The 19,891-nt window shown below is 62.8% G+C and carries 17 protein-coding genes; 3 read left to right on the top strand and 14 right to left on the bottom strand.

Annotation, left to right across the window (positions count from 1 at the left end):
* Positions 1-23: 23 nt before the first annotated feature.
* The 11 genes from aspS to BX591_RS16430 all read right to left on the bottom strand — a co-directional run bounded on the left by aspS (position 24) and on the right by BX591_RS16430 (position 13,126).
* Complete coding sequence (gene aspS, locus BX591_RS16480; protein WP_111932462.1) at positions 24-1,823, bottom strand: aspartate--tRNA ligase; 1,800 nt, start codon at positions 1,821-1,823, stop codon at positions 24-26.
* Positions 1,824-1,886: 63 nt separating this feature from the next.
* Positions 1,887-2,540, bottom strand: a complete 654-nt coding sequence (locus BX591_RS16475; RefSeq protein WP_035553453.1) for a DUF502 domain-containing protein — start codon at positions 2,538-2,540, stop codon at positions 1,887-1,889.
* A 74-nt stretch (positions 2,541-2,614) separates the two neighbouring features.
* Positions 2,615-3,007 (bottom strand): FmdB family zinc ribbon protein, encoded by a 393-nt coding sequence (locus BX591_RS16470; protein WP_111932461.1) that lies wholly within the window; start codon positions 3,005-3,007, stop codon positions 2,615-2,617.
* Between the two features lie 182 nt (positions 3,008-3,189).
* Entirely contained in the window at positions 3,190-3,813 is a 624-nt protein-coding gene (locus BX591_RS16465) for a methyltransferase domain-containing protein (protein WP_111932460.1), read from the bottom strand.
* Positions 3,814-3,839: 26 nt separating this feature from the next.
* The gene (ubiB, locus tag BX591_RS16460; protein ID WP_111932459.1) at positions 3,840-5,417 is read right to left on the bottom strand and encodes a ubiquinone biosynthesis regulatory protein kinase UbiB; all 1,578 of its coding nucleotides are present in this window, start codon (positions 5,415-5,417) and stop codon (positions 3,840-3,842) included.
* A 15-nt stretch (positions 5,418-5,432) separates the two neighbouring features.
* Positions 5,433-6,077, bottom strand: a complete 645-nt coding sequence (locus BX591_RS16455; RefSeq protein WP_111932458.1) for a ubiquinone biosynthesis accessory factor UbiJ — start codon at positions 6,075-6,077, stop codon at positions 5,433-5,435.
* Between the two features lie 153 nt (positions 6,078-6,230).
* A complete protein-coding gene (locus BX591_RS16450) occupies positions 6,231-7,226 on the bottom strand; it encodes a Tim44 domain-containing protein (RefSeq protein ID WP_111932457.1) in 996 nt (331 codons plus the stop codon).
* Positions 7,227-7,264: 38 nt separating this feature from the next.
* A complete protein-coding gene (ubiE, locus tag BX591_RS16445; RefSeq protein WP_111932456.1) occupies positions 7,265-7,996 on the bottom strand; it encodes a bifunctional demethylmenaquinone methyltransferase/2-methoxy-6-polyprenyl-1,4-benzoquinol methylase UbiE in 732 nt (243 codons plus the stop codon).
* Between the two features lie 67 nt (positions 7,997-8,063).
* The gene (locus BX591_RS16440) at positions 8,064-8,477 is read right to left on the bottom strand and encodes a gamma-butyrobetaine hydroxylase family protein (protein ID WP_111932455.1); all 414 of its coding nucleotides are present in this window, start codon (positions 8,475-8,477) and stop codon (positions 8,064-8,066) included.
* Positions 8,478-8,568: 91 nt separating this feature from the next.
* The gene (locus BX591_RS16435) at positions 8,569-8,997 is read right to left on the bottom strand and encodes an HIT family protein (protein WP_035553468.1); all 429 of its coding nucleotides are present in this window, start codon (positions 8,995-8,997) and stop codon (positions 8,569-8,571) included.
* A 34-nt stretch (positions 8,998-9,031) separates the two neighbouring features.
* The gene (locus BX591_RS16430; protein ID WP_111932454.1) at positions 9,032-13,126 is read right to left on the bottom strand and encodes a DUF3683 domain-containing protein; all 4,095 of its coding nucleotides are present in this window, start codon (positions 13,124-13,126) and stop codon (positions 9,032-9,034) included.
* 462 nt (positions 13,127-13,588) lie between these two features.
* Here BX591_RS16430 and ilvA point away from each other — a divergent pair, with 462 nt between their 5' ends.
* The 3 genes from ilvA to queF are packed head-to-tail and all read left to right on the top strand — an operon-like array spanning position 13,589 to position 16,901.
* Positions 13,589-15,154 carry a threonine ammonia-lyase, biosynthetic gene (ilvA, locus tag BX591_RS16420; RefSeq protein ID WP_111932453.1) on the top strand — a complete coding sequence of 522 codons (1,566 nt, stop codon included), beginning with the start codon at positions 13,589-13,591 and terminating at the stop codon, positions 15,152-15,154.
* 23 nt (positions 15,155-15,177) lie between these two features.
* Positions 15,178-16,080: a 5'-nucleotidase gene (locus tag BX591_RS16415; RefSeq protein ID WP_111932452.1), complete on the top strand. Its 903-nt coding sequence runs from the start codon at positions 15,178-15,180 to the stop codon at positions 16,078-16,080.
* Positions 16,077-16,901: an NADPH-dependent 7-cyano-7-deazaguanine reductase QueF gene (queF, locus tag BX591_RS16410; protein ID WP_111932451.1), complete on the top strand. Its 825-nt coding sequence runs from the start codon at positions 16,077-16,079 to the stop codon at positions 16,899-16,901. The genes BX591_RS16415 and queF overlap by 4 nt, the downstream gene beginning before the upstream one ends.
* A gap of 88 nt (positions 16,902-16,989) precedes the next feature.
* Here queF and BX591_RS16405 read toward each other — a convergent pair whose 3' ends face one another.
* From BX591_RS16405 to BX591_RS16395, 3 genes are all read right to left on the bottom strand, one after another.
* Entirely contained in the window at positions 16,990-17,376 is a 387-nt protein-coding gene (locus tag BX591_RS16405; protein ID WP_105510936.1) for a RidA family protein, read from the bottom strand.
* A gap of 84 nt (positions 17,377-17,460) precedes the next feature.
* Positions 17,461-18,942 carry an N-acyl-D-amino-acid deacylase family protein gene (locus BX591_RS16400; RefSeq protein WP_111932450.1) on the bottom strand — a complete coding sequence of 494 codons (1,482 nt, stop codon included), beginning with the start codon at positions 18,940-18,942 and terminating at the stop codon, positions 17,461-17,463.
* A gap of 3 nt (positions 18,943-18,945) precedes the next feature.
* Positions 18,946-19,836, bottom strand: a complete 891-nt coding sequence (locus BX591_RS16395; protein WP_111932449.1) for a MurR/RpiR family transcriptional regulator — start codon at positions 19,834-19,836, stop codon at positions 18,946-18,948.
* Positions 19,837-19,891: the final 55 nt, after the last annotated feature.

Below are 19,891 nucleotides of genomic sequence, written 5' to 3'. Positions count from 1 at the left end.
GGGCGACGCTCGAACCTGCTGACTTACACCTTCGGTTCCGGCGTACGCACACGGATGTGCAACTCGCGCAACTGGCGCTCGTCCACTTCGCTCGGCGCCTGCGTGAGCAGACACTGCGCGCGTTGCGTCTTCGGGAACGCGATCACGTCACGGATCGAATCGGCGCCGGCCATCATCGTCACGATGCGGTCCAGACCGAAGGCGATGCCACCGTGCGGCGGCGCGCCGTATTGCAGCGCGTCGAGCAGGAAGCCGAACTTGGCTTGCGCTTCTTCCGCGTTGATCTTGAGCGCGCGGAACACCTTGCTCTGCACTTCTTCACGGTGGATACGCACCGAACCGCCGCCGATTTCCCAGCCGTTCAACACCATGTCGTAGGCCTTCGCGAGGCAGCGCGCCGGATCCGTTTCCAGATACTCGAGGTGCTCGTCTTTCGGGCTTGTGAACGGGTGATGCGCGGCGACGTAACGGTTGTCTTCCTCGTCGTACTCGAACATCGGGAAATCGATCACCCACAGCGGCTTCCAGCCGGACTCGACGAGGCCGTTGGCCTTACCGAATTCCGAATGACCGATCTTCAGACGCAGCGCGCCCAGGCTGTCGTTCACCACCTTCGCGCGATCCGCCGCGAAGAAAATGATGTCGCCGTCTTGCGCGCCCGTACGTTCGATGATCGCCTTGATCGCTTCGTCGTGCAGGTTCTTGACGATCGGGCTTTGCAGACCGTCACGGCCCTTCGCGACTTCGTTGACCTTGATCCAGGCCAGACCCTTCGCGCCGTAGATGCGCACGAATTCCGTGTAGCTGTCGATATCGCCACGCGAAAGCTCGCCGCCCTTCGGCACGCGAATCGCCGCAACGCGGCCGTCTTTCGTGTTGGCCGGCGTGCTGAACACCTTGAAGTCGACGTCCTTCATGGCGTCGGTCAGGTCCGTGAATTCGAGCTTCACGCGCAGGTCGGGCTTGTCCGAACCAAAGCGGCGCATCGCTTCCGAATACAGCATGACCGGGAATTTTTCGTCCAGCGAGACGCCGATCGTTTCCTGGAAGATATGACGGATCATCGCTTCGAACAGATCGCGGATTTCCTGTTCCGACAGGAACGAGGTTTCGCAGTCGATCTGCGTGAATTCCGGCTGACGGTCGGCGCGCAGGTCTTCGTCGCGGAAGCACTTGACGATCTGGTAGTAGCGATCGAAGTTGGCCACCATCAACAGTTGCTTGAACAACTGCGGCGATTGCGGCAGCGCGAAGAACTGACCGGGGTTCGTACGCGACGGCACGAGGTAGTCGCGCGCACCTTCCGGCGTGCTCTTGGTGAGCATCGGCGTTTCGATGTCGATGAAACCCTGACCGTCGAGATACTTGCGCGCTTCGATCGCGACGCGATAGCGCAGACGCAGGTTGTGCTGCATTTGCGGACGGCGCAGATCGAGCACGCGATGCGTGAGGCGCGTGGTTTCCGACAGGTTGTCGTCGTCGAGCTGGAACGGCGGCGTGATCGACGCGTTCAGCACGATCAGCTCGTGGCACAGCACTTCGATCTTGCCGCTTTTCAGCGCGGCGTTCGTGGTGCCTTCCGGACGGTTACGCACCACGCCCTTGATCTGCACGCAGAATTCGTTGCGCACGCCTTCGGCGGTCTTGAACATCTCCGCGCGGTCCGGGTCGCAGACGACCTGAACGAGGCCTTCGCGATCGCGCAGGTCGATGAAGATAACGCCGCCATGGTCGCGGCGGCGGCTTACCCAGCCGCACAGCGAGACGGATTGGCCCAGCAGTGCTTCGGTCACCAGACCGCAGTATTCAGATCTCATCGACATGATGTTTGTCTTTCGTTATGCATTGGTTGAACGGCGCGCGGCGACGAACGCCACGCACCGGCATTACAGCGGAGGCTCGACTGTCGTGCGGCGCACCGGCGCCGGCGGCGCGGACGGCGCCACGACGCCCATCGAGACGATGTATTTGAGCGCCGCGTCGACCGTCATGTCGAGTTCGATCACTTCGCTCTTGGGCACCATCAGGAAGAAGCCGGACGTTGGGTTCGGCGTAGTCGGCACATACACGCTGACGTGATCTTCTTTCAGGTGGTTGACCACGTCGCCGCCCGGAATCCCGGTCAGAAACGCAATCGTATAGGAGCCACGGCGCGGATACTCGATCAGTAGCGCCTTGCGAAACGCGTTGCCGCTGCTCGACAGCAAGGTATCCGACACCTGCTTGACGCTGGTGTAGATCGGGCCGACCACCGGAATGTGCGCGACCACGACTTCCCACCACTTCACGAGCTTCTGCCCGATGAAGTTCTGCGTCAACAGCCCGACGACAAAGATAAAAGCGAGCGTGAGCACCGCGCCGAGCCCCGGCAGACGGAAGCCGAGCGCGCGCTCCGGCTGCCAGGAACTCGGCAGCAGCAACAGCGTCTGGTCCATCGTGCCGATGATCAGGCCGAGCACCCACAGTGTGATGGCCAAAGGCACCAGCACCAGCAGGCCAGTCAGGAACACCGATTTGAGCGTCGTTTTTTTCGTCGTCATGTGTACCGCCAGAAAGCCGCGCGGGCCAGGACCGGCGCGCGGCGTGTGCGCCGCCCGTCAGGGCGGCAGTCCGACTAGGCGCTGCCGGAACCGCTCGAACTCGGCGCCGCTGCCGGTGCGGCAGCAGGCGCGGCCGGCGTTGCGGCTGCATTCGGTGACCCGGCCGCCGCCGGGGCAGCGTCGGATTTCGCGCTGCCATTATTGGCAGCCGCGGCATTTTCGCCCGCGCCGCCATTGGCCGCGCCATTCGCGTCGGCTTTAGCCGGCGCAGCCGCGCCGCTATTGCCGCCGCGGAAATCGGTGACGTACCAGCCCGAACCCTTCAACTGGAAACCGGCTGCAGTCACCTGCTTGCGAAACGTGTCTTTCCCGCATTCGGGACATTGCGTCAACTGGGGATCGCTCATCTTCTGAAGCACGTCCTTCCCGAAGCCGCATGACTCGCAACGATACGCGTAGATCGGCATGATCTTTTCCCTACTGAAATCTAGTAAACGCTTGCAAAGCCTTGAATTATAGCCGCAAACGATGTCCCTCCCCCGCTTTTCAGGGATGGGCGCCCGACGCAGCCGCCGGACGCGTAAATGGGGGCGGCGAGGGTCGAATCAAGGGCGGCCGACGTCCCGCGCCGAACGCGGACGCATAGCGCTCAGCCGCGACGACGCCAGGTTAGCCAGCGCTCACGTCCGGCGAACACCGGAATCGAGTCGCTCACCGGCTCGTCTTCGATCAGCTCGAAATACGGCGTGAGCAGCGCGTCGAGTTCGGCGCGTTCGATGCCGAACGGCGGTCCTTTCGGTGTCGCGCCAATGAAATAGAAACCGGCCAGCTGCGCGCCGTGGGGCAAAAGTTCGGCCATACGCCTTGCGTAATCGGCGCGAAGCGCGATCGGCAACGCGCAGAGAAAGGCCCGCTCATAAATCCATTCGGGCGCGAAGGGCGGCTCATAGCTGAAGAAGTCCGCCTGCTCCACGAGTTGCGCGTGCTGCGCGCCCAACTGCGCGTGCGCCGCCGCGACCGCAGCGGGCGAGAAATCGATGGCTCGAACCGGATTGCCGTGCTCGGCCAACCAGAGCGCCTCGTACGCGCTGCCGCAACCCGGGATCAGCACGGCAGCGCCTGCATGGCGAGTGGCGAAAGCCTGAAACGCCGACGGCACGCCCGCCTGATCCCAAGGCATGAAGCCGCGCTCGAAACGCTCGTCCCAGAACCGCGGCGAATTGGGGTCGCGGGTCGCGAAGTCGGGCACGGATGGTTGGGTCGGGTCGCTCATCGGATACCTCGTGGATCGGATCTGAATCAGCCGCCGTACGCGAGCGCCAGAAACGCCCGCGCCAGCACCGCGCCCACGCCGACCGCCACGCCGAACAACAGCAGGCCTTGCAGCAAACGGTTGGTGCGCTTCTGTTCGAGCAGGATCTGGCGAATCATGTCGTCGTTCGCGCCGTGCTTGTTGTCGTGCCGCTCGGCCAGCACGTGATGAATCAGGCGCGGCAACTGCGGCAGCGTCTTGCTCCACTGCGGCGCCTCGATCTTCAGCCGTTCGTACCAGCCGCGCAGGCCGATCTGTTCGTTCATCCAGCGTTCGAGGTACGGCTTCGCGGTTTTCCACAGATCCAGTTCAGGATCGAGCGAGCGGCCGAGCCCTTCCACGTTGAGCATGGTCTTCTGAAGCAAGACCAGTTGCGGCTGGATCTCGACGTTGAAGCGGCGCGACGTGGAAAACAAACGCATCAGCACCTGACCGAGCGAAATATCTTTCAGCGCGCGGTCGAAATACGGCTCGCAGACCGCGCGGATCGCACTTTCGAGTTCTTCGACGCGAGTGGTGGGCGGTACCCAACCCGACTCCAGATGCAGCGTGGCGACGCGGTGGTAGTCGCGCTTGAAGAACGCGAGAAAGTTCTGCGCCAGATAGTTTTTATCGAAGTCCGACAGCGCGCCGATGATGCCGAAGTCGAGCGCGATATAGCGGCCGAAGTGCGCCGGGTCGAGGCTCACCTGAATGTTGCCGGGATGCATGTCCGCGTGGAAAAAACCGTCGCGGAACACCTGGGTGAAGAAAATCTCGACGCCTTCGCGCGCCAGCTTGGGAATATCCACGCCCGCCGCGCGCAGCGTCTCGACTTGGCTGATCGGCACGCCGACCATGCGCTCCATGACCAGCACCGTGGGCGTGCAGAACTCCCAGTACATTTCCGGCACCAGCAGCAGATCGAGCCCGGCGAAGTTGCGGCGCAACTGGCTGCCGTTGGCCGCCTCGCGCATCAGATCGAGTTCGTCGTGAAGGTATTTGTCGAATTCGGCGACCACCTCGCGCGGCTTCAGGCGCTTGCCGTCGGCCCACAAGCGTTCCGCCCACACGGCGATATCGCGCAGAAGCGCGAGGTCGGAGTCGATCACCGGCAGCATGTTCGGGCGCAGCACCTTTACTGCGACGGCCTTGCCCGCATGCTGCCCTGCCTTCACTTTCGCGAAGTGCACCTGCGCGATCGACGCGCTCGCCACCGGGACGCGCTCGAAGTCGTCGAACAACACGTCGACCGGGGCGCCGAGCGCACTCTCGACCAAACCGATCGCCACTGCCGAATCGAACGGCGGCACCTGATCCTGCAGCTTCGCCAATTCATTGGCGATATCGACCGGCAGCAAGTCGCGGCGCGTCGACAACACCTGGCCGAACTTCACGAAGATCGGCCCGAGGCTTTCCAGCGCGAGCCGCAAACGGACGCCCGGCGGCGCTTCGAACTTGCGGCCGATCATGGCGATGCGCAGCAGCAACCGCACGCGCCGATCGTTGATACGGCCGAGCATCATCTCATCGAGACCGAAGCGGATAACCGTGAAAAAAATCTTGAGAAAACGCAGAAAACGCATAGTTGTGCCCGTTGACTAGCGCGTGCCGCGCGACATGGCGGCGCCGCCCGGCGCATCGGCGCCGCGGGCTTCGACCTTCTGTTCAAGACGCTCGACGCGTTTTTCGACCCGCGCCAGCGCGTCGCGCGCGCGCGCCAGTTCGACGTTGAAATCGTCGAGCGCGGCGCGGCGCACCAGTTGCGGATTCTCGTCGAGCAGATATTCGGCGGCGGTGTCGAGCAGGTTGCGCCCGGTGCGCTGCACGTGTTCGCCGACCGTACGCACGACCGACGCCACCCGCCAGGCGGGCCCGTCGCCGATGAATTTCGCCAGATCCTCTTCCGGCTCCCAGCGCAGATGCTCGGCGAGTTTGGCGATCACCGTGGCGAACTCCGCGTCGCCTTCGATCTTCACGTGCTTCATCACGGCGGCCTGGCCGCCCTGCACGAAGGCCGGCAACGCGTCGGGCGGCACCGAGATGGTCACGTCGAACTGTTGCGCCTCGGTTTCGCCGACCGCGCCAAGATAGCCGTCGGGCTGCACCAGCAGCGTCAACACGACCGGCGGGCATGCCAGCCTGGCGGTCTTGCCCGCATAAGGGGCGAGGCGCTCACGAGCCCACGATTCGCGGGCGAGCAGATGATTGACAGCAGCAGCGAAGGGCTTGGCGGCGAGGGTCATTGAAAGTGGCAAGAAAAAACCCGCGCGGGCGATGTGCCCGCGCGGGTTCCTATTGTAACGTCCGTTCGCTTCGCGGCCTGCTATGCCGAACGGCCAACGCTTTGTGCAAAGTCAGGGCAAACCGCGCTGCCCCGACGCTGTCGCGTGACGGTGTCAGTGCTGCGCGACCTGCTGGATACCCGCTAGCAGCCAGCCCTCGCCAGCACGGTTCGCCTTCGACAGGTTCCACACTTCGACGAACGGCTCCGCAGCCGCACCCGGCGCTTCGCGGATCAGGCCGGAGAAGCGCACGCTCGCGAAGTACTCGTTCGCGCGCTCTTCGACGCCCAGCATCTCGGCGTTCAACTGGACGATGTCCGTCTGGTTGGACTCCGAACCGCGCGAGGACAGATCCACCTTCACTTCAGCGAACATTTCCGGCGTGGTGAATTCGCGGATGTCTTCCGTATTGCCGACGTCCCATGCGGCCTGGAGCCGCACGAAGTACACCTTGGCATTACGCAGGAACGCGTCCGAATCGAAACCGGCCGGTACAGCCGGCGCCGGGTTGATGGTCGGCGTATTCAGCGGGTTGCCTTGCGGCTCGAGATAAGAGCCGGCGGGCGGCGCGCTGTAGCGCGGTTCCTGCGGCGCGTAGCCGGTGTTGCCGGCATTCAGCGACGGCGAAGCGCCTGCGTACGCCGGTTGCCCCGAGTCGCGCTTGCGGTTCATGAAGCGGCGGACCAGCCAGATACCGATCATGGCAAACACGGCGATCACGATCATATTGGCCATGGCGCCGGCAAACGCGCCGCCCAGACCAAAATGCGACAGCAACGCGGCGATACCCAGACCTGCGGCCAGACCGGCGATCGGCCCGAGCCAGCGCGAGCGGTTAGGCGCGGCGGCGGCAGCCGGCGAAGGCGCCGGAGCCGGCTGCGCACGCTGCTGCATGGCCGAATTGCTTTGGGAGGGCGACGAGGGGGCGGATTGCTGCTGAACCGTGTTCGACTGACGGCCAATACTACGGCCACCGCCCATGCGGCGAGCTTCCGCATCGAGCGAAGCGAGCGAGCCGGCCATGATCAGACCGACCATCGCGATCAGTCCGATTCTTCTCACCAGCGACCGCTTAACCTTACGGGGAGATAACACACCTGAATCGGACATTTTCGTACTTTCCTTTAAAAATCGATGGGTTAGGAACCCTAGTATTTGGTCCCCACATGTAAAGCTACCACGCCAGCTGACAAATTGTAATATTTGACGCCGTCCAGGCCCGCTTGTTCCATCATTGTTTTTAAAGTTTCCTGGTCCGGATGCATCCGGATCGATTCCGCCAGGTACTGATAGCTCTCGGCGTCCTTCGCAAAGCGTTCGCCCAACCAAGGCAACACCTTAAAAGAATAGACGTCGTAGACTTTTTTGAGCGGATCCCACACCTTCGAGAATTCCAGCACCAGCAGGCGCCCCGCCGGCTTTAGCACGCGCCGCATTTCGGCCAGCGCGACATCTTTATGCGTCATGTTGCGCAAGCCGAACGCCACCGTGACCACGTCGAAGTAGTTGTCCGGAAAGGGAATTTTCTCGGCGTCGCAGAGCAGCGCCGGGGTAATCACCCCTTTGTCCAGCAGACGATCGCGGCCCACGCGCAGCATCGATTCGTTGATGTCGGTATGCCAGACCTCGCCGGTTTCGCCGGCCCGCTTCGCGAAGGCCTTCGACAGATCGCCCGTGCCGCCCGCGATGTCGAGCACCTTGTAACCCGGCCGCACGTTGGCCTGAGCGACCGTGAACAGCTTCCACGCCCGGTGCATTCCGCCCGACATCAGGTCGTTCATCAAGTCGTAGTTGGCGGCAACCGAGTGGAACACGCCCGCCACCTTCTGCGCTTTGTCCTGTTCGTCGACCGATTGAAAGCCGAAGTGGGTTTTGCTCATCGCGCTTGTCCTTTCGCGTATTCTGAAATGTTGCGCCGCATCAGCGCGGCGATCAGGGCGAATCGTATCAGTGACAGTGCCCGTGCGCAGCGCCGGATGGAATCATCGGCGTATCACGGTCGACACCGGCCGCTTGCAGTTTGGCGAGATAGGCGGCCCAGAGTTCATCCTGCCGCACCGCCATGTCGTACAACTGGTCCCAGGAATAGATTCCGGTGCCGTGCCCGTCGGAGAAAGTCGGCTGCAGCGCATAGTTGCCGACGCCTTCGATCATGGTGATCGTCACGTCGCGCTTGCCGGTCTGCAGGGTTTCCTGGCCGGGCCCGTGGCCCTGCACTTCCGCCGACGGCGAATACACGCGCAGCAACTCGAACGGCAGCCGGTAGACTTCGCCGTTTGCGTACTGCAATTCGAGCACACGCGATTTGGAATGCACCACCACGCCGGTCGGCACGGGGGTATCGGGGGTCAATCCGCTCATGATCGAGCCTCATAAGAAAACGCCGCGCCGTCCCAGCTTTGCGCCCTCGAAGAAGGGGCCGTGGCGCGACGCGGCAGGTTGAGCGCGGCGCTCAACCCAATGCCTGTTCGATTTCCTGACGCACCGCTTCGCGCAGCAACGTGGCCTGCGCGCGGCGCGACGACAGCATCGCCTCGGACACCGTGCGCTGGCGCGGCGCCCAGATGGGCAGCGGAAAATGCGCGTCGTTCGAAAAACGAGGAATCACGTGCCAGTGCACGTGCGGAACCTGATTGCCGAGGCTCGCGAGATTCACCTTGACCGGCTGCATGACGCGCCGCGTCGCGCGCTCTACTGCGTACACGGCCTTCATCACGCGATCGCGGTCGCCGTCGGCGAGGTCCGAAAATTCGGCCACATGGTTGTTCCAGATCACCCGGCAGAAGCCCGGGTAATCGTGTTCGTCCGCGAGGACGACACGCAGGGTGTCGTCCTGCCAAAGCACATCGCCACCGTCTTCGCGGCAAAAAACGCAGTCCATCGTCGTCCTCAGGCAAGAATCGTCAGTCGTGCCATTAAACCAGCACGCGCTCGATTCCGCCATTGTTCGCCCGTTGCACGTAGTCGGACATCCAGTCTTCACCGAGCACATGGCGCGCCATTTCGACGACGATGTAGTCCGCCTCGGTGCCCGCGTCGGCGTTATAGCGCGACAGCCCTTGCAGACAGGACGGGCAGCTCGTCAGGATCTTCACGTCGGTGGCGCCGTTCGGCTGCGGGCCGTCGCCGGCCTTGAGCACGGAGCCGTCCGGCGCCCCCGCCGAGCCGGCCGACGCATTAGCCTGATTGATCCCGTTCGCACCGGCTTCCGCCACCAGCGGAATACCACGCAGCTTCGCCGCCCCCTTGCGCATCTCCTCTTCCTTGCGGAAGCGGACCTGCGTCGAAATGTCGGGGCGCGTGACCGCGAGCGTGCCGGATTCGCCACAGCAGCGATCGTTCTTCTCGATCTTGTAGCCGTCCTTCTCCGAGCCCATCAACTGGTTGACCAGCTTGACCGGGTCGATCGTCTTGATCGGCGAGTGGCACGGGTCGTGATACATGTAGCGCACGCCGTTCACGCCTTCGAGCTTGATGCCCTTTTCCAGCAGGAATTCGTGAATGTCGATGATCCGGCAGCCCGGGAAGATCTTCTCGAATTCGTAGCCGGCGAGCTGGTCGTAGCAGGTCCCGCACGACACCACCACCGTCTTGATGTCGAGGTAGTTCAGCGTGTTGGCCACGCGGTGGAACAGCACACGGTTATCCGTGACGATCTGCTCGGCCTTGTCGAACTGGCCCGAGCCGCGCTGCGGGTAGCCGCAGCACAGATAGCCCGGCGGCAGAACGGTTTGCACGCCCGCTTCCCACAACATGGCTTGCGTGGCAAGACCCACCTGCGAGAACAGCCGCTCGGAACCGCAGCCCGGGAAGTAGAACACCGCTTCCGTATCGGCCGTGGTCGTCTTCGGATTGCGGATGATCGGGACGATCTTGTTGTCCTCGATATCGAGCAACGCGCGCGCCGTCTTTTTCGGCAGATTGCCCGGCATCTTCTTGTTCATGAAGTGAATCACCTGCTGCGTGACCGGCGGCTTGCCGACGGTTGCGGGCGGGTGCGCCGTCTGCTTCTTCGTGAACTTCTTCAGCACTTCGTTGCCGAGGCGCTGCGCCTTGTAGCCGACGCCCATCATCGCGGTGCGCGCGAGATTGATGGTCTGCGGATTGGTCGCGTTGAGGAAGAACATGCCGGCCGCGTTGCCCGGATTGAACTTCTTCTTGCCCATCTTGCGCAGCAGGTTGCGCATGTTCATGGTCACGTCGCCGAAGTCGATCTTCACCGGACACGGCGTCACGCATTTGTGACAGACCGTGCAGTGATCGGCGACGTCGTTGAATTCGTCCCAGTGCTTGATCGACACGCCGCGGCGGGTCTGCTCTTCGTACAGGAACGCCTCGACCAGCAGCGAGGTGGCAAGAATCTTGTTGCGCGGGCTGTACAGCAGGTTCGCGCGCGGCACGTGGGTCGCGCACACCGGCTTGCACTTGCCGCAACGCAGGCAGTCTTTAATCGACTCGGAAATCGCGCCGATATCGGACTGTTGCATGATCAGCGACTCGTAGCCCATCAGGCCGAAGCTCGGCGTGTAGGCGTTGCGCAGATCGGCGCCTTCGAGCAGCTTGCCCGCGTTGAAGCGGCCATGCGGATCGACACGCTGTTTATACGCGCGGAATTCGCCGATTTCCTCATCGGTCAGGAATTCGAGCTTGGTAATGCCGATGCCGTGCTCGCCGGAGATCACGCCGTCGAGCGAGCGCGCCAGCTTCATGATGCGCGCGACCGCTGTGTGGGCGTCCTGCAGCATCTCGTAGTTGTCGGAGTTGACCGGCAGGTTGGTGTGGACGTTGCCGTCGCCCGCGTGCATGTGCAGCGCGACGAACACGCGGCCGCGCAGCACCTTTTTGTGGATCGCCTGGGCTTCTTCGAGGATCGGCTTGAATTCGCCGCCGTTGAAAATCTGCCGCAATTCGGCGCGGATCTCCTGCTTCCACGACACGCGGATCGTGCGGTCCTGCGTGATGTGGAACACGGTGGCGTCCGGCTGCGCGTCGGCGCGGTCGGCGAACTTCTCCGCCAGCGCCTCGTAGCCGAGACCGACCAGATAGTGCTGCGCCTCGCGCACCGACAGGTCGAGCTTGTCGCGCAGGAATTCCCAGCGGGTGCGCACGCGCTTCATCAGATCGAGCGCCTGCTGCACGCGGTCTTCGAGCAATTCGGCGCTCGGGATTTCGTTCGCGTCGTCGCTCTTGCCGAGCGGCAGCTTGCCGCCCTTGAAGAACGCTTCGAGCGCGTCCACCAGTTGCAGCTTGTTCTTGATCGACAGTTCGATGTTGATCCGCTCGATGCCGTCCGTGTACTCGCCCATCCGGTTCAGCGGAATCACCACGTCTTCGTTGATCTTGAAGGCGTTGGTGTGCTTGGCGATCGCGGCGGTACGGCTGCGGTCGAGCCAGAAACGCTTGCGTGCTTCGGCGGCGACCGCAACGAAGCCTTCGCCGCTCTTGCCGTTGGCCATCCGCACCACTTCAGACGTGGCCTGCGCCACCGCATCCGGATCGTCGCCGACGATGTCGCCGATCAGCACCATCTTCGGAAACGCGTTGCGCTTGCTCTTGGTCGCGTAGCCGACCGCGCGCAGATAGCGTTCGTCGAGGTGTTCGAGACCGGCTAGAATCGCGCCGCCCTGCTTCGACGTTTCGAACAGGTAATCCTTGATTTCGACGATGCTCGGAATCGCCTCGCGCGCCTGGCCGAAGAATTCGAGGCAGACGGTGCGCGTATGCGCGGGCATCTTGTGCAGCACCCAGCGCGCGGACGTGATGAGCCCGTCGCAGCCTTCTTTCTGCACGCCCGGCAGACCGGCGAGGAATTTGTCCGTGACGTCCTTGCCGAGGCCTTCCTTGCGGAACACGCGGCCCTTGATATCGAGCGCCTCGGTGCGCAACAGCTTCTCGCCCGGCGCGTAGTTGCCGTCGAACCAGTCGAGCCGGAAACGCGCGACTTCGATGTCGTGAATCTTGCCCATGTTGTGGTCAAGACGCGTGATTTCGAGCCAGTTCCCTTCCGGGTCGACCATGCGCCACCAGGCCAGATTGTCGAGCGCCGTGCCCCACAACACCGCTTTCTTACCGCCCGCGTTCATCGCCACGTTACCGCCGACGCACGACGCGTCCAGCGAAGTCGGATCGACCGCGAACACGAAGCCAGCCTGCTCGGCCGCTTCCGTCACGCGACGCGTGACCACGCCCGCGCCGGAGAAAATCGTCGCGACTTTACGGTCGACGCCCGGCAGTTCGGTCATTTCGACCGCACCAAGCTGTTCGAGCTTTTCGGTGTTGATCACGGCCGAAAACGGCGTGAGCGGCACGGCACCGCCGGTGTAACCCGTGCCACCGCCACGCGGAATCACGGTCAGACCGAGTTCGAAACACGCCTTGATCATGCCGGCGATCTCGGCTTCGGTATCCGGCGTCAGCACGACGAACGGGTATTCGACGCGCCAGTCGGTCGCGTCGGTCACATGCGAGACGCGCGACAACCCGTCGAACTTGATGTTGTCTTTTTCCGTGACCTTGCCGAGCACCTTGGTCGCGCGGCGGCGCAGGTCGTAGGTCTTCTGGAACTCGCTCTTGAAATCGTCGACCGCGCGGCGCGCGGCCTGCACCAGCGTGTCGACGCGCGCGGCGCGGTCCACGCCGGCTTCGTCGCCGTGCGCGGTCAGATCCGCACGACGGCGCTTGTCGATCTCGGTCAGGCGGTGATGCAACGCTTCGATCAACTGCGCCCGACGCTTCGGATTGTCGAGCATGTCGTCTTGCAGATACGGGTTGCGGCGCACCACCCAGATATCGCCGAGCACTTCGTACAGCATCCGTGCCGAGCGGCCGGTGCGGCGTTCCGCGCGCAATTCGGCGAGTACCGCCCAGGCGTCGTCGCCTAGCAGGCGAATAACGATTTCACGGTCGGAAAACGACGTGTAGTTATAAGGAATTTCGCGCAGACGCGCTTCAGGATCGGCGGCCACCGCAGCGGCGGCGCCGTGCGGATCGAAAACTTGAGGTGCGTTCATATTCGGACGACTCGGTAGGTCAACCCGGCGCGCTCGTCGAAGAGGCGTCGGCTGACGGTGCGCGTGGGGCGCAATGCTGGAAATCTTCTAGGGGAGCGAAGCGCAACCGACGGCCTGACCCACATCGATCGCTTCGCGGCGCTCGGTTCTAGCTACACGATCGCGCGTGGCGGACGAGACGCTCCGCCGCGGGGCAAGACTCACGCGGGACGGGCATCAAGTGGGCGATCCGAGGCTGCCAGTGCATCTTCCGATCCTTATTCCAAAATGGAATTCTACCGCATGATCCCGCCACGCGTTGACGGCTGAAATCGGGTTCGTGGCGGCCCCTGGCACGTTTTCGTCGCGAATCGGGTGTACACATGTATGCGGCGGATTTGCCGACCGGACGGTCGGATTGGCCTTTGAGGCAGGCTTGCGGCGCATTTGCGGAAGGCCAGAGCCTGCACCGTTGGCGCTATCATGGACCCTTTCCCGTCCCGCAAAGCGCACCGCGCCACCCGCATGGCTTCCCACGACTATCTGAAGAAAACCCTGACCGCCCGCGTGTACGACGTGGCTCGCGAGACCGAACTCGAACACGCGCCGAACCTGTCGGCGCGGCTGCGCAATCCGGTCTATCTGAAGCGCGAGGACAATCAGCCGGTGTTCTCGTTCAAGGTACGCGGCGCGTACAACAAGATGGCGCACATTCCGGCGCAAGCGCTGGAGCGTGGGGTGATTACCGCATCGGCGGGCAATCATGCGCAGGGGGTGGCGTTGTCGGCGGCGCGCATGGGGGTGAAGGCGATCATCGTGGTACCGGTGACCACGCCGCAACTGAAGGTCGATGCAGTGCGCTCGCATGGCGGCCCGACTGTCGAGATCGTGCAGTTCGGCGAGTCGTACAGCGATGCCTATGGTCACGCGGTGAAGTTGCAGGAAGAACGCGGACTGACCTTCGTGCATCCGTTCGACGATCCGTATGTGATCGCGGGCCAGGGCACCGTTGCGATGGAAATTCTGAGCCAGCACCAGGGGCCGATCCACGCGATCTTCGTGCCGATCGGCGGTGGTGGACTCGCGGCGGGCGTTGCAGCGTACGTCAAATCGGTGCGCCCCGAGATCAAGGTGATCGGCGTGCAGACCGACGATTCGTGCGCCATGGCCGTCTCGCTGAAAGCAGGCGAACGCGTTACGCTGAGCGAAGTGGGTCTGTTCTCGGACGGCACCGCAGTGAAGCTGGTGGGCGAAGAAACCTTCCGCCTGTGCAGCGACTATCTCGACGACGTGCTGCTCGTGAACACCGACGCACTCTGCGCCGCGATCAAGGACGTCTTCCAGGACACGCGCAGCGTGCTCGAACCCGCGGGCTCGCTCGCTGTCGCCGGAGCGAAACAATACGCCGAGCGCGAAGGCATCGAGAATCAGACGCTGATCGCGATCACGTCGGGCGCGAACATGAATTTCGATCGCATGCGTTTCGTCGCCGAGCGCGCCGAAGTGGGTGAAGCGCGCGAAGCGGTTTTCGCCGTGACGATCCCCGAAGAGCGCGGCAGCTTCCGGCGTTTCTGCGAACTGCTCGGCACGCGCAGCGTCACCGAATTCAACTACCGGATTGCGGATGCGAATTCCGCGCATATCTTCGTGGGCGTGCAGATCCGCAATCGCAGCGAATCGGCGCAGATCGCGGGCGCGTTCGAAGCACACGGTTTCGCGACCGTGGATCTGACCTTCGACGAACTCTCGAAGCAGCACATCCGCTACATGGTCGGCGGCCGCTCGCCGCTCGCACACCACGAACGTCTGTTCCGTTTCGAGTTTCCCGAACGGCCCGGCGCGTTGATGAAGTTTTTGTCGTCGATGGCGCCGAACTGGAATATCAGCCTGTTCCACTATCGTAACCAGGGCGCGGACTACAGTTCGATCCTCGTCGGCATTCAGGTGCCCGAAAGCGAGAACCCTACGTTCGATCAGTTTCTTGCCACGCTCGGCTATCCGAACTGGGAAGAGACGCAGAATCCGGTGTACCGGCTGTTCCTTGCCTGACCTTTTAGGACCGAAACACGCAGATGGCTCTTACGCTTGTCGACAAACTGGTGGTGGCAATCTCGTCGCGCGCGCTGTTCGACTTCGAGGAAGAGAACCGCGTCTACGAGGACGGCAACCTCCTGCAATATGAAGCGCTGCAGCGCGACCGGCTGACCGTACCCGCCAAACCCGGCGTGGCGTTTCCGCTGATCCGCAAGCTGCTGGCGTTGAACGCGGGCGGGCATCGCGTGGAGGTGGTGATTTTGTCGCGCAGCGATCCGATCAGCGGGTTGCGGGCGTTTCACTCGTGCCGCGAACATGGCCTCGCGATCGAGCGCGGCGTGTTTACTCGCGGGCGGGCGCCGTTCGGCTATCTGAAGCCATTGAACGCGTCGCTGTTTCTGTCCGCGAATCAGGACGACGTGCGCGACGCGCTGGCCGCCGGATTTCCCGCCGCGCGCGTATTGCCCGAATCGGCGAAAATGGCGAGTACGTATCCGGATGAAATCCGCATTGCCTTCGACGGCGACGCGGTGCTGTTTTCCGACGAAGCCGAGCGCGTGTTCCAGAAAGACGGCCTGAAGGCATTCCTCGGTCATGAGATTCACAACAAGGATCTGCCGCTCGCGGACGGTCCGTTGAAGCCGTTGCTCGAAGCACTGCACCGGCTGCAAAAACTCGCGGATGACGCTGCGCCGATGCATATTCGTACGGCATTGGTGACAGCGCGCTCGGCGCCTGCGCATGAGCGCGCGATCCGCACTTTAATGGCGTGGAACATCGAAATCGACGAAGCGATGTTTCTCGGCGGCCTCGACAAGAGCGCATTCTTGCGCGAATTCGAGCCGGACTTTTTCTTCGACGACCAAATTGGCCATTGCGAATCGGCCCGCGTCGTGACGGCGACGGGGCACGTGCTGAGTGGCATCGTGAACGCATCATGACACCCGAACAATCACCGCTGGGCAAGGCTTCCACTTACACCGAACAGTACGACGCCTCGTTGCTGTTTCCGATTGCACGCAAGAGCGCGCGCGAGGCGATCGGCATTGGCGCGCAGTTGCCGTTTTTCGGCACGGACATCTGGAACGCGTACGAGCTGTCGTGGCTGAATGCGCGCGGCAAGCCGCAGATCGCGGTAGCAACGTTCTTCGTGCCGGCGGATTCGCCGAATATCGTCGAGTCGAAGTCGTTCAAGCTTTATCTCGGCTCGTTTGCGCAGACGGCATTCGAATCGATGGAGGCTGTACGCGACACGATCAAGCGGGACGTGTCTGCTTCTTGCGGGGCGACGGTTTCCGTACATCTGACGGCGCCGTATGAGTTCGGCAAATTGCAGATGGAAGAGTTTGAGGGCTTGTCGCTGGATCGGCTGGAGCTGGATACCGACGTTTATCAGCCGGATGCCTCATTGCTGAGTGCCGCGCTCGACGAAGCCCCGGTAGAGGAGACGGTGTTTTCCAATCTGCTGAAGTCGAATTGTCCGGTAACGGGTCAGCCTGACTGGGGCACGGTGCAGATTCATTATGTCGGGCCGCAAATCGATCATGCGGGGTTGTTGCGGTATATCATTTCTTATCGGAATCACACTGGCTTTCATGAGCAGTGTGTCGAGCGGATTTTTATTGATGTTTTGAAGGCTTGCAAGCCGGTCAAGCTGGCGGTTTATGCGCGCTATACGCGGCGCGGTGGGCTGGATATTAATCCGTTTCGGACTAACTATAATTTGCCTATGCCGGATAATATGCGGTTGGCGCGGCAGTAAAATTGCTGGTTTTTTTGGGGTGGTGGGTTGTTGGCCTTTCCTTGCTTTCTAGCAAATCAAGGAAAGGCCCAAAAAAACCAAAACCCAATCAAGCAGCAGGCTTCTTATAAGCCACACAATCAACCTCAACCCGACAATCAATCACCATCGAAGACACCACACAAGCCCGTGCAGGCGGATTCTCGCCGAAATACTCGCGAAAAACCTTATTAAACGAAGCAAAATCCCGCGGATCATCCAGCCACACGCCGCAGCGAACCACATCTTCCGCCCCATAGCCGGCTTCCTTCAAAATCGCGAACACGTTCTGAATCGCCTTGTGCGATTGTTCGACGATCCCGCCATTGATCACTTCGCCATTTTCCATCGGCGTCTGTCCGGAAACGAACAACCAGCCATCCGCTTCAACCGCGCGAGCAAACGGCATATGTTGACCACCCGTCCCCTTCCCACCCTCAACGCCATAACGCTTCATCATCACACTCCCTAAAAAGTCCGGCACGCAGCGCAAACATCACCACCCGCCACATCAATCAGAAAATCAGAAAAACCAAACCGCTCAAAACGCACCCTGCGCATCGCCCTTCGACGCCGCGCCGCGCGCCACGAAATGACCCGCGCGCTCGCCCGTCACTTCGCCATCGCGATACGTCAGCACACCATTGACCCAAACCGCGTCGATCCCATCCGCCGCCTGCTGCGGCTTTTCAAACGTTGCCGCGTCGCGCACCTTCGCGGGATCGAACAACACCAGATCCGCGTGGTAGCCGATATGCACCTCGCCCCGCTGCGCCAACCCAAACCGCCGCGCCGACAACCCAGTCATCTTGCGCACCGCCTCTTCGAGCGGCAGCAAGCCGGCGTCGCGCGCGTAATGGCCGAGCACACGCGGAAACGCTCCCCACAAGCGCGGATGCGGCAGCGGATCGTTCGGCAAGCCGTCCGAGCCGACCATCGTCGCGGGATGCGAGAGAATGCGCCGCACGTCGTCCTCGGACATGTTGTGATACACCGCGCCCGCCGGCTGCAAGCGCTTGCCCGCCTCCTGCTGCGTGACGCCCCACTCCGCCGCGATCTCCTTGACGAGCTTGCCCGCCATTTCCGGATGCGGCTCCGACCACGTAATCGTGATATCGATGTCGCCCGTTACCTGCTTCACATCCAGCGTCGACGAACTGCGGTTGTACGGATAACAATCGCAACCGATCGGCTGCAAACGCCGCGCCCCGTCGAGCGACTTCAGCACTTCCTCGCTGCGCCCCCAGTTCGACGGCCCCGCGCATTTCAAATGCGAAATCACCACCGGTACATGCGCGTGACGACCCACCCGGTACGCTTCGTCCATCGCGTCGAGAATCGCGTCGAACTCGGTACGCATGTGCGTGGTGTAGAGCGCGCCGGCGGCGGCAAGCGGTTCGGCCAACGCCATCACCTCTTCGGTCGGCGCGGCGAATGCCGAGCCATACGCGAGCCCTGAACTCAGACCCAACGCGCCATGCGCCAACGCTTCCTCGAGTTGCGCGCGCATGCCGTCGATTTCCCCGGCCGTCGCCGCGCGATCGAGCCGGTCCATCTGATTGCTGCGCAACGCCGTGTGCCCGATCAACGCGCCGACATTCACCGCCGGACGCGCCGCATTCACCGCGGCGACATACGCGGCAAAGGTCGGATACTGGAACGCGTCGCGCTCCCCGAGCAGATTCATCGGATCCGGCGGGTCGCCCCTCAGCGCCACCGGCGACGCGCTGATCCCGCAATTACCGACGATCACCGTCGTCACGCCCTGCGTGATCTTCGGCAGCATTTGCGGCGAGCGGATGACGTGCGTGTCGTCGTGCGTATGCACGTCGATGAAACCCGGCGCCAGCGCGCGCCCGTTCGCCTCGACCACGTCTTCGGCCAGCCAGTTCGACAGATTGCCGATCGCGACGATGCGCCCGTCGCGAACCGCGACATCGCGCTCCACCGGCGGCGCGCCGGTGCCGTCATACAGTTGCGCGCCGACGATCAGCGTGTCCGCGGCTTCGGGATGCGAATGCATGGATCAGTCTCCTAACGGTTGTCGATCGCCACCGCCGCGATGCGCGTCGAGCGCGTGCTTCATGCGGCGCAGCAATTCGCGGCTCTCGTCGCCCTGACTGACGGCGAGTTCGGTAACGAGCACATCGAGCGCCATCATCATCGCGTAGCGCGACGACGACGGCTTGTAAATGAAATCGGTTTCAAAAGCGACGATCGGAATCACCCAGTCGGCAAGTCTGGCGAGCGGCGAGGCGGGCGCAGTCAACGCGATCACGCTCGCGCCATAGCTGCGCGCGATCTTGCAGTTCTCGACCATTTCCGGCACGCGCCCGGTGGTGGACAGCGCAATCACCACGCACTCGCGCGACACCGTGCTCGCGACCATACGCTGCAACAAGCCGTCCTGATAGGTTGCCACGGGCCGGCCGAGTCGCACGAGACGAAAGCGCATTTCGTCGGCGAGCGCGGTCGAGCCGCCGCCCATGCCGAACACGTAGATCATCCGCGCCGCGCGCAACGCGGCCGCCGCCTCGCTGAACGGCGCCTGCCGCAACAATTGATGGTTATGCGCCAGCGCGTTCTGCAATTCGTCGAAGATGCGGGTGGCGATCGGCTCGGGCGCGTCACCCGCGCCGCCGGGCTGCAGGAAGCGCTGTCCGACAGCGGCCGCCTGCGCGAGCCGCAGCTTCAGTTCCCGCACGTCGCGACAGCCCACCGCCTTGGCAAAGCGCGTGACGGTCGCGACGCTCACCTCGGCCTGCTGCGCGAGCGCACCAATGCTGGCGCGCGACGCGCCGGTCAGATCGTCGAGAATCAGCGCGGCGACCTTGCGCTCGGCCGAACGCAGTTCCGGCGCGCATTCGGCGATGCGCGCGACGATATCGAAGGTCAACGGCTCGGCGGTTGAGTTCATTGCAGACTGTGGGATGACGCCCGAAGGCTGACAAAAAACCTTCGTCGGATTGCGG

It is taken from the genome of Paraburkholderia bryophila (assembly GCF_003269035.1).
Taxonomy (GTDB): domain Bacteria; phylum Pseudomonadota; class Gammaproteobacteria; order Burkholderiales; family Burkholderiaceae; genus Paraburkholderia; species Paraburkholderia bryophila.
The sequence above is the reverse complement of the archived record's forward strand: the minus strand, read 5'-3'. Positions and strand labels throughout refer to the sequence as shown.

Excerpts from the sequence above, each read along its gene's own strand:
- aspS (WP_111932462.1), bottom strand. The coding sequence starts at position 1,823 with ATGTCGATGAGATCTGAATACTGCGGTCTGGTGACCGAAGCACTGCTG.
- BX591_RS16475 (WP_035553453.1), bottom strand. The coding sequence starts at position 2,540 with ATGACGACGAAAAAAACGACGCTCAAATCGGTGTTCCTGACTGGCCTG.
- BX591_RS16470 (WP_111932461.1), bottom strand. The coding sequence starts at position 3,007 with ATGCCGATCTACGCGTATCGTTGCGAGTCATGCGGCTTCGGGAAGGAC.
- BX591_RS16465 (WP_111932460.1), bottom strand. The coding sequence starts at position 3,813 with ATGAGCGACCCGACCCAACCATCCGTGCCCGACTTCGCGACCCGCGAC.
- ubiB (WP_111932459.1), bottom strand. The coding sequence starts at position 5,417 with ATGCGTTTTCTGCGTTTTCTCAAGATTTTTTTCACGGTTATCCGCTTC.
- BX591_RS16455 (WP_111932458.1), bottom strand. The coding sequence starts at position 6,077 with ATGACCCTCGCCGCCAAGCCCTTCGCTGCTGCTGTCAATCATCTGCTC.
- BX591_RS16450 (WP_111932457.1), bottom strand. The coding sequence starts at position 7,226 with ATGTCCGATTCAGGTGTGTTATCTCCCCGTAAGGTTAAGCGGTCGCTG.
- ubiE (WP_111932456.1), bottom strand. The coding sequence starts at position 7,996 with ATGAGCAAAACCCACTTCGGCTTTCAATCGGTCGACGAACAGGACAAA.
- BX591_RS16440 (WP_111932455.1), bottom strand. The coding sequence starts at position 8,477 with ATGAGCGGATTGACCCCCGATACCCCCGTGCCGACCGGCGTGGTGGTG.
- BX591_RS16435 (WP_035553468.1), bottom strand. The coding sequence starts at position 8,997 with ATGGACTGCGTTTTTTGCCGCGAAGACGGTGGCGATGTGCTTTGGCAG.
- BX591_RS16430 (WP_111932454.1), bottom strand. The coding sequence starts at position 13,126 with ATGAACGCACCTCAAGTTTTCGATCCGCACGGCGCCGCCGCTGCGGTG.
- ilvA (WP_111932453.1), top strand. The coding sequence starts at position 13,589 with ATGGACCCTTTCCCGTCCCGCAAAGCGCACCGCGCCACCCGCATGGCT.
- BX591_RS16415 (WP_111932452.1), top strand. The coding sequence starts at position 15,178 with ATGGCTCTTACGCTTGTCGACAAACTGGTGGTGGCAATCTCGTCGCGC.
- queF (WP_111932451.1), top strand. The coding sequence starts at position 16,077 with ATGACACCCGAACAATCACCGCTGGGCAAGGCTTCCACTTACACCGAA.
- BX591_RS16405 (WP_105510936.1), bottom strand. The coding sequence starts at position 17,376 with ATGAAGCGTTATGGCGTTGAGGGTGGGAAGGGGACGGGTGGTCAACAT.
- BX591_RS16400 (WP_111932450.1), bottom strand. The coding sequence starts at position 18,942 with ATGCATTCGCATCCCGAAGCCGCGGACACGCTGATCGTCGGCGCGCAA.
- BX591_RS16395 (WP_111932449.1), bottom strand. The coding sequence starts at position 19,836 with ATGAACTCAACCGCCGAGCCGTTGACCTTCGATATCGTCGCGCGCATC.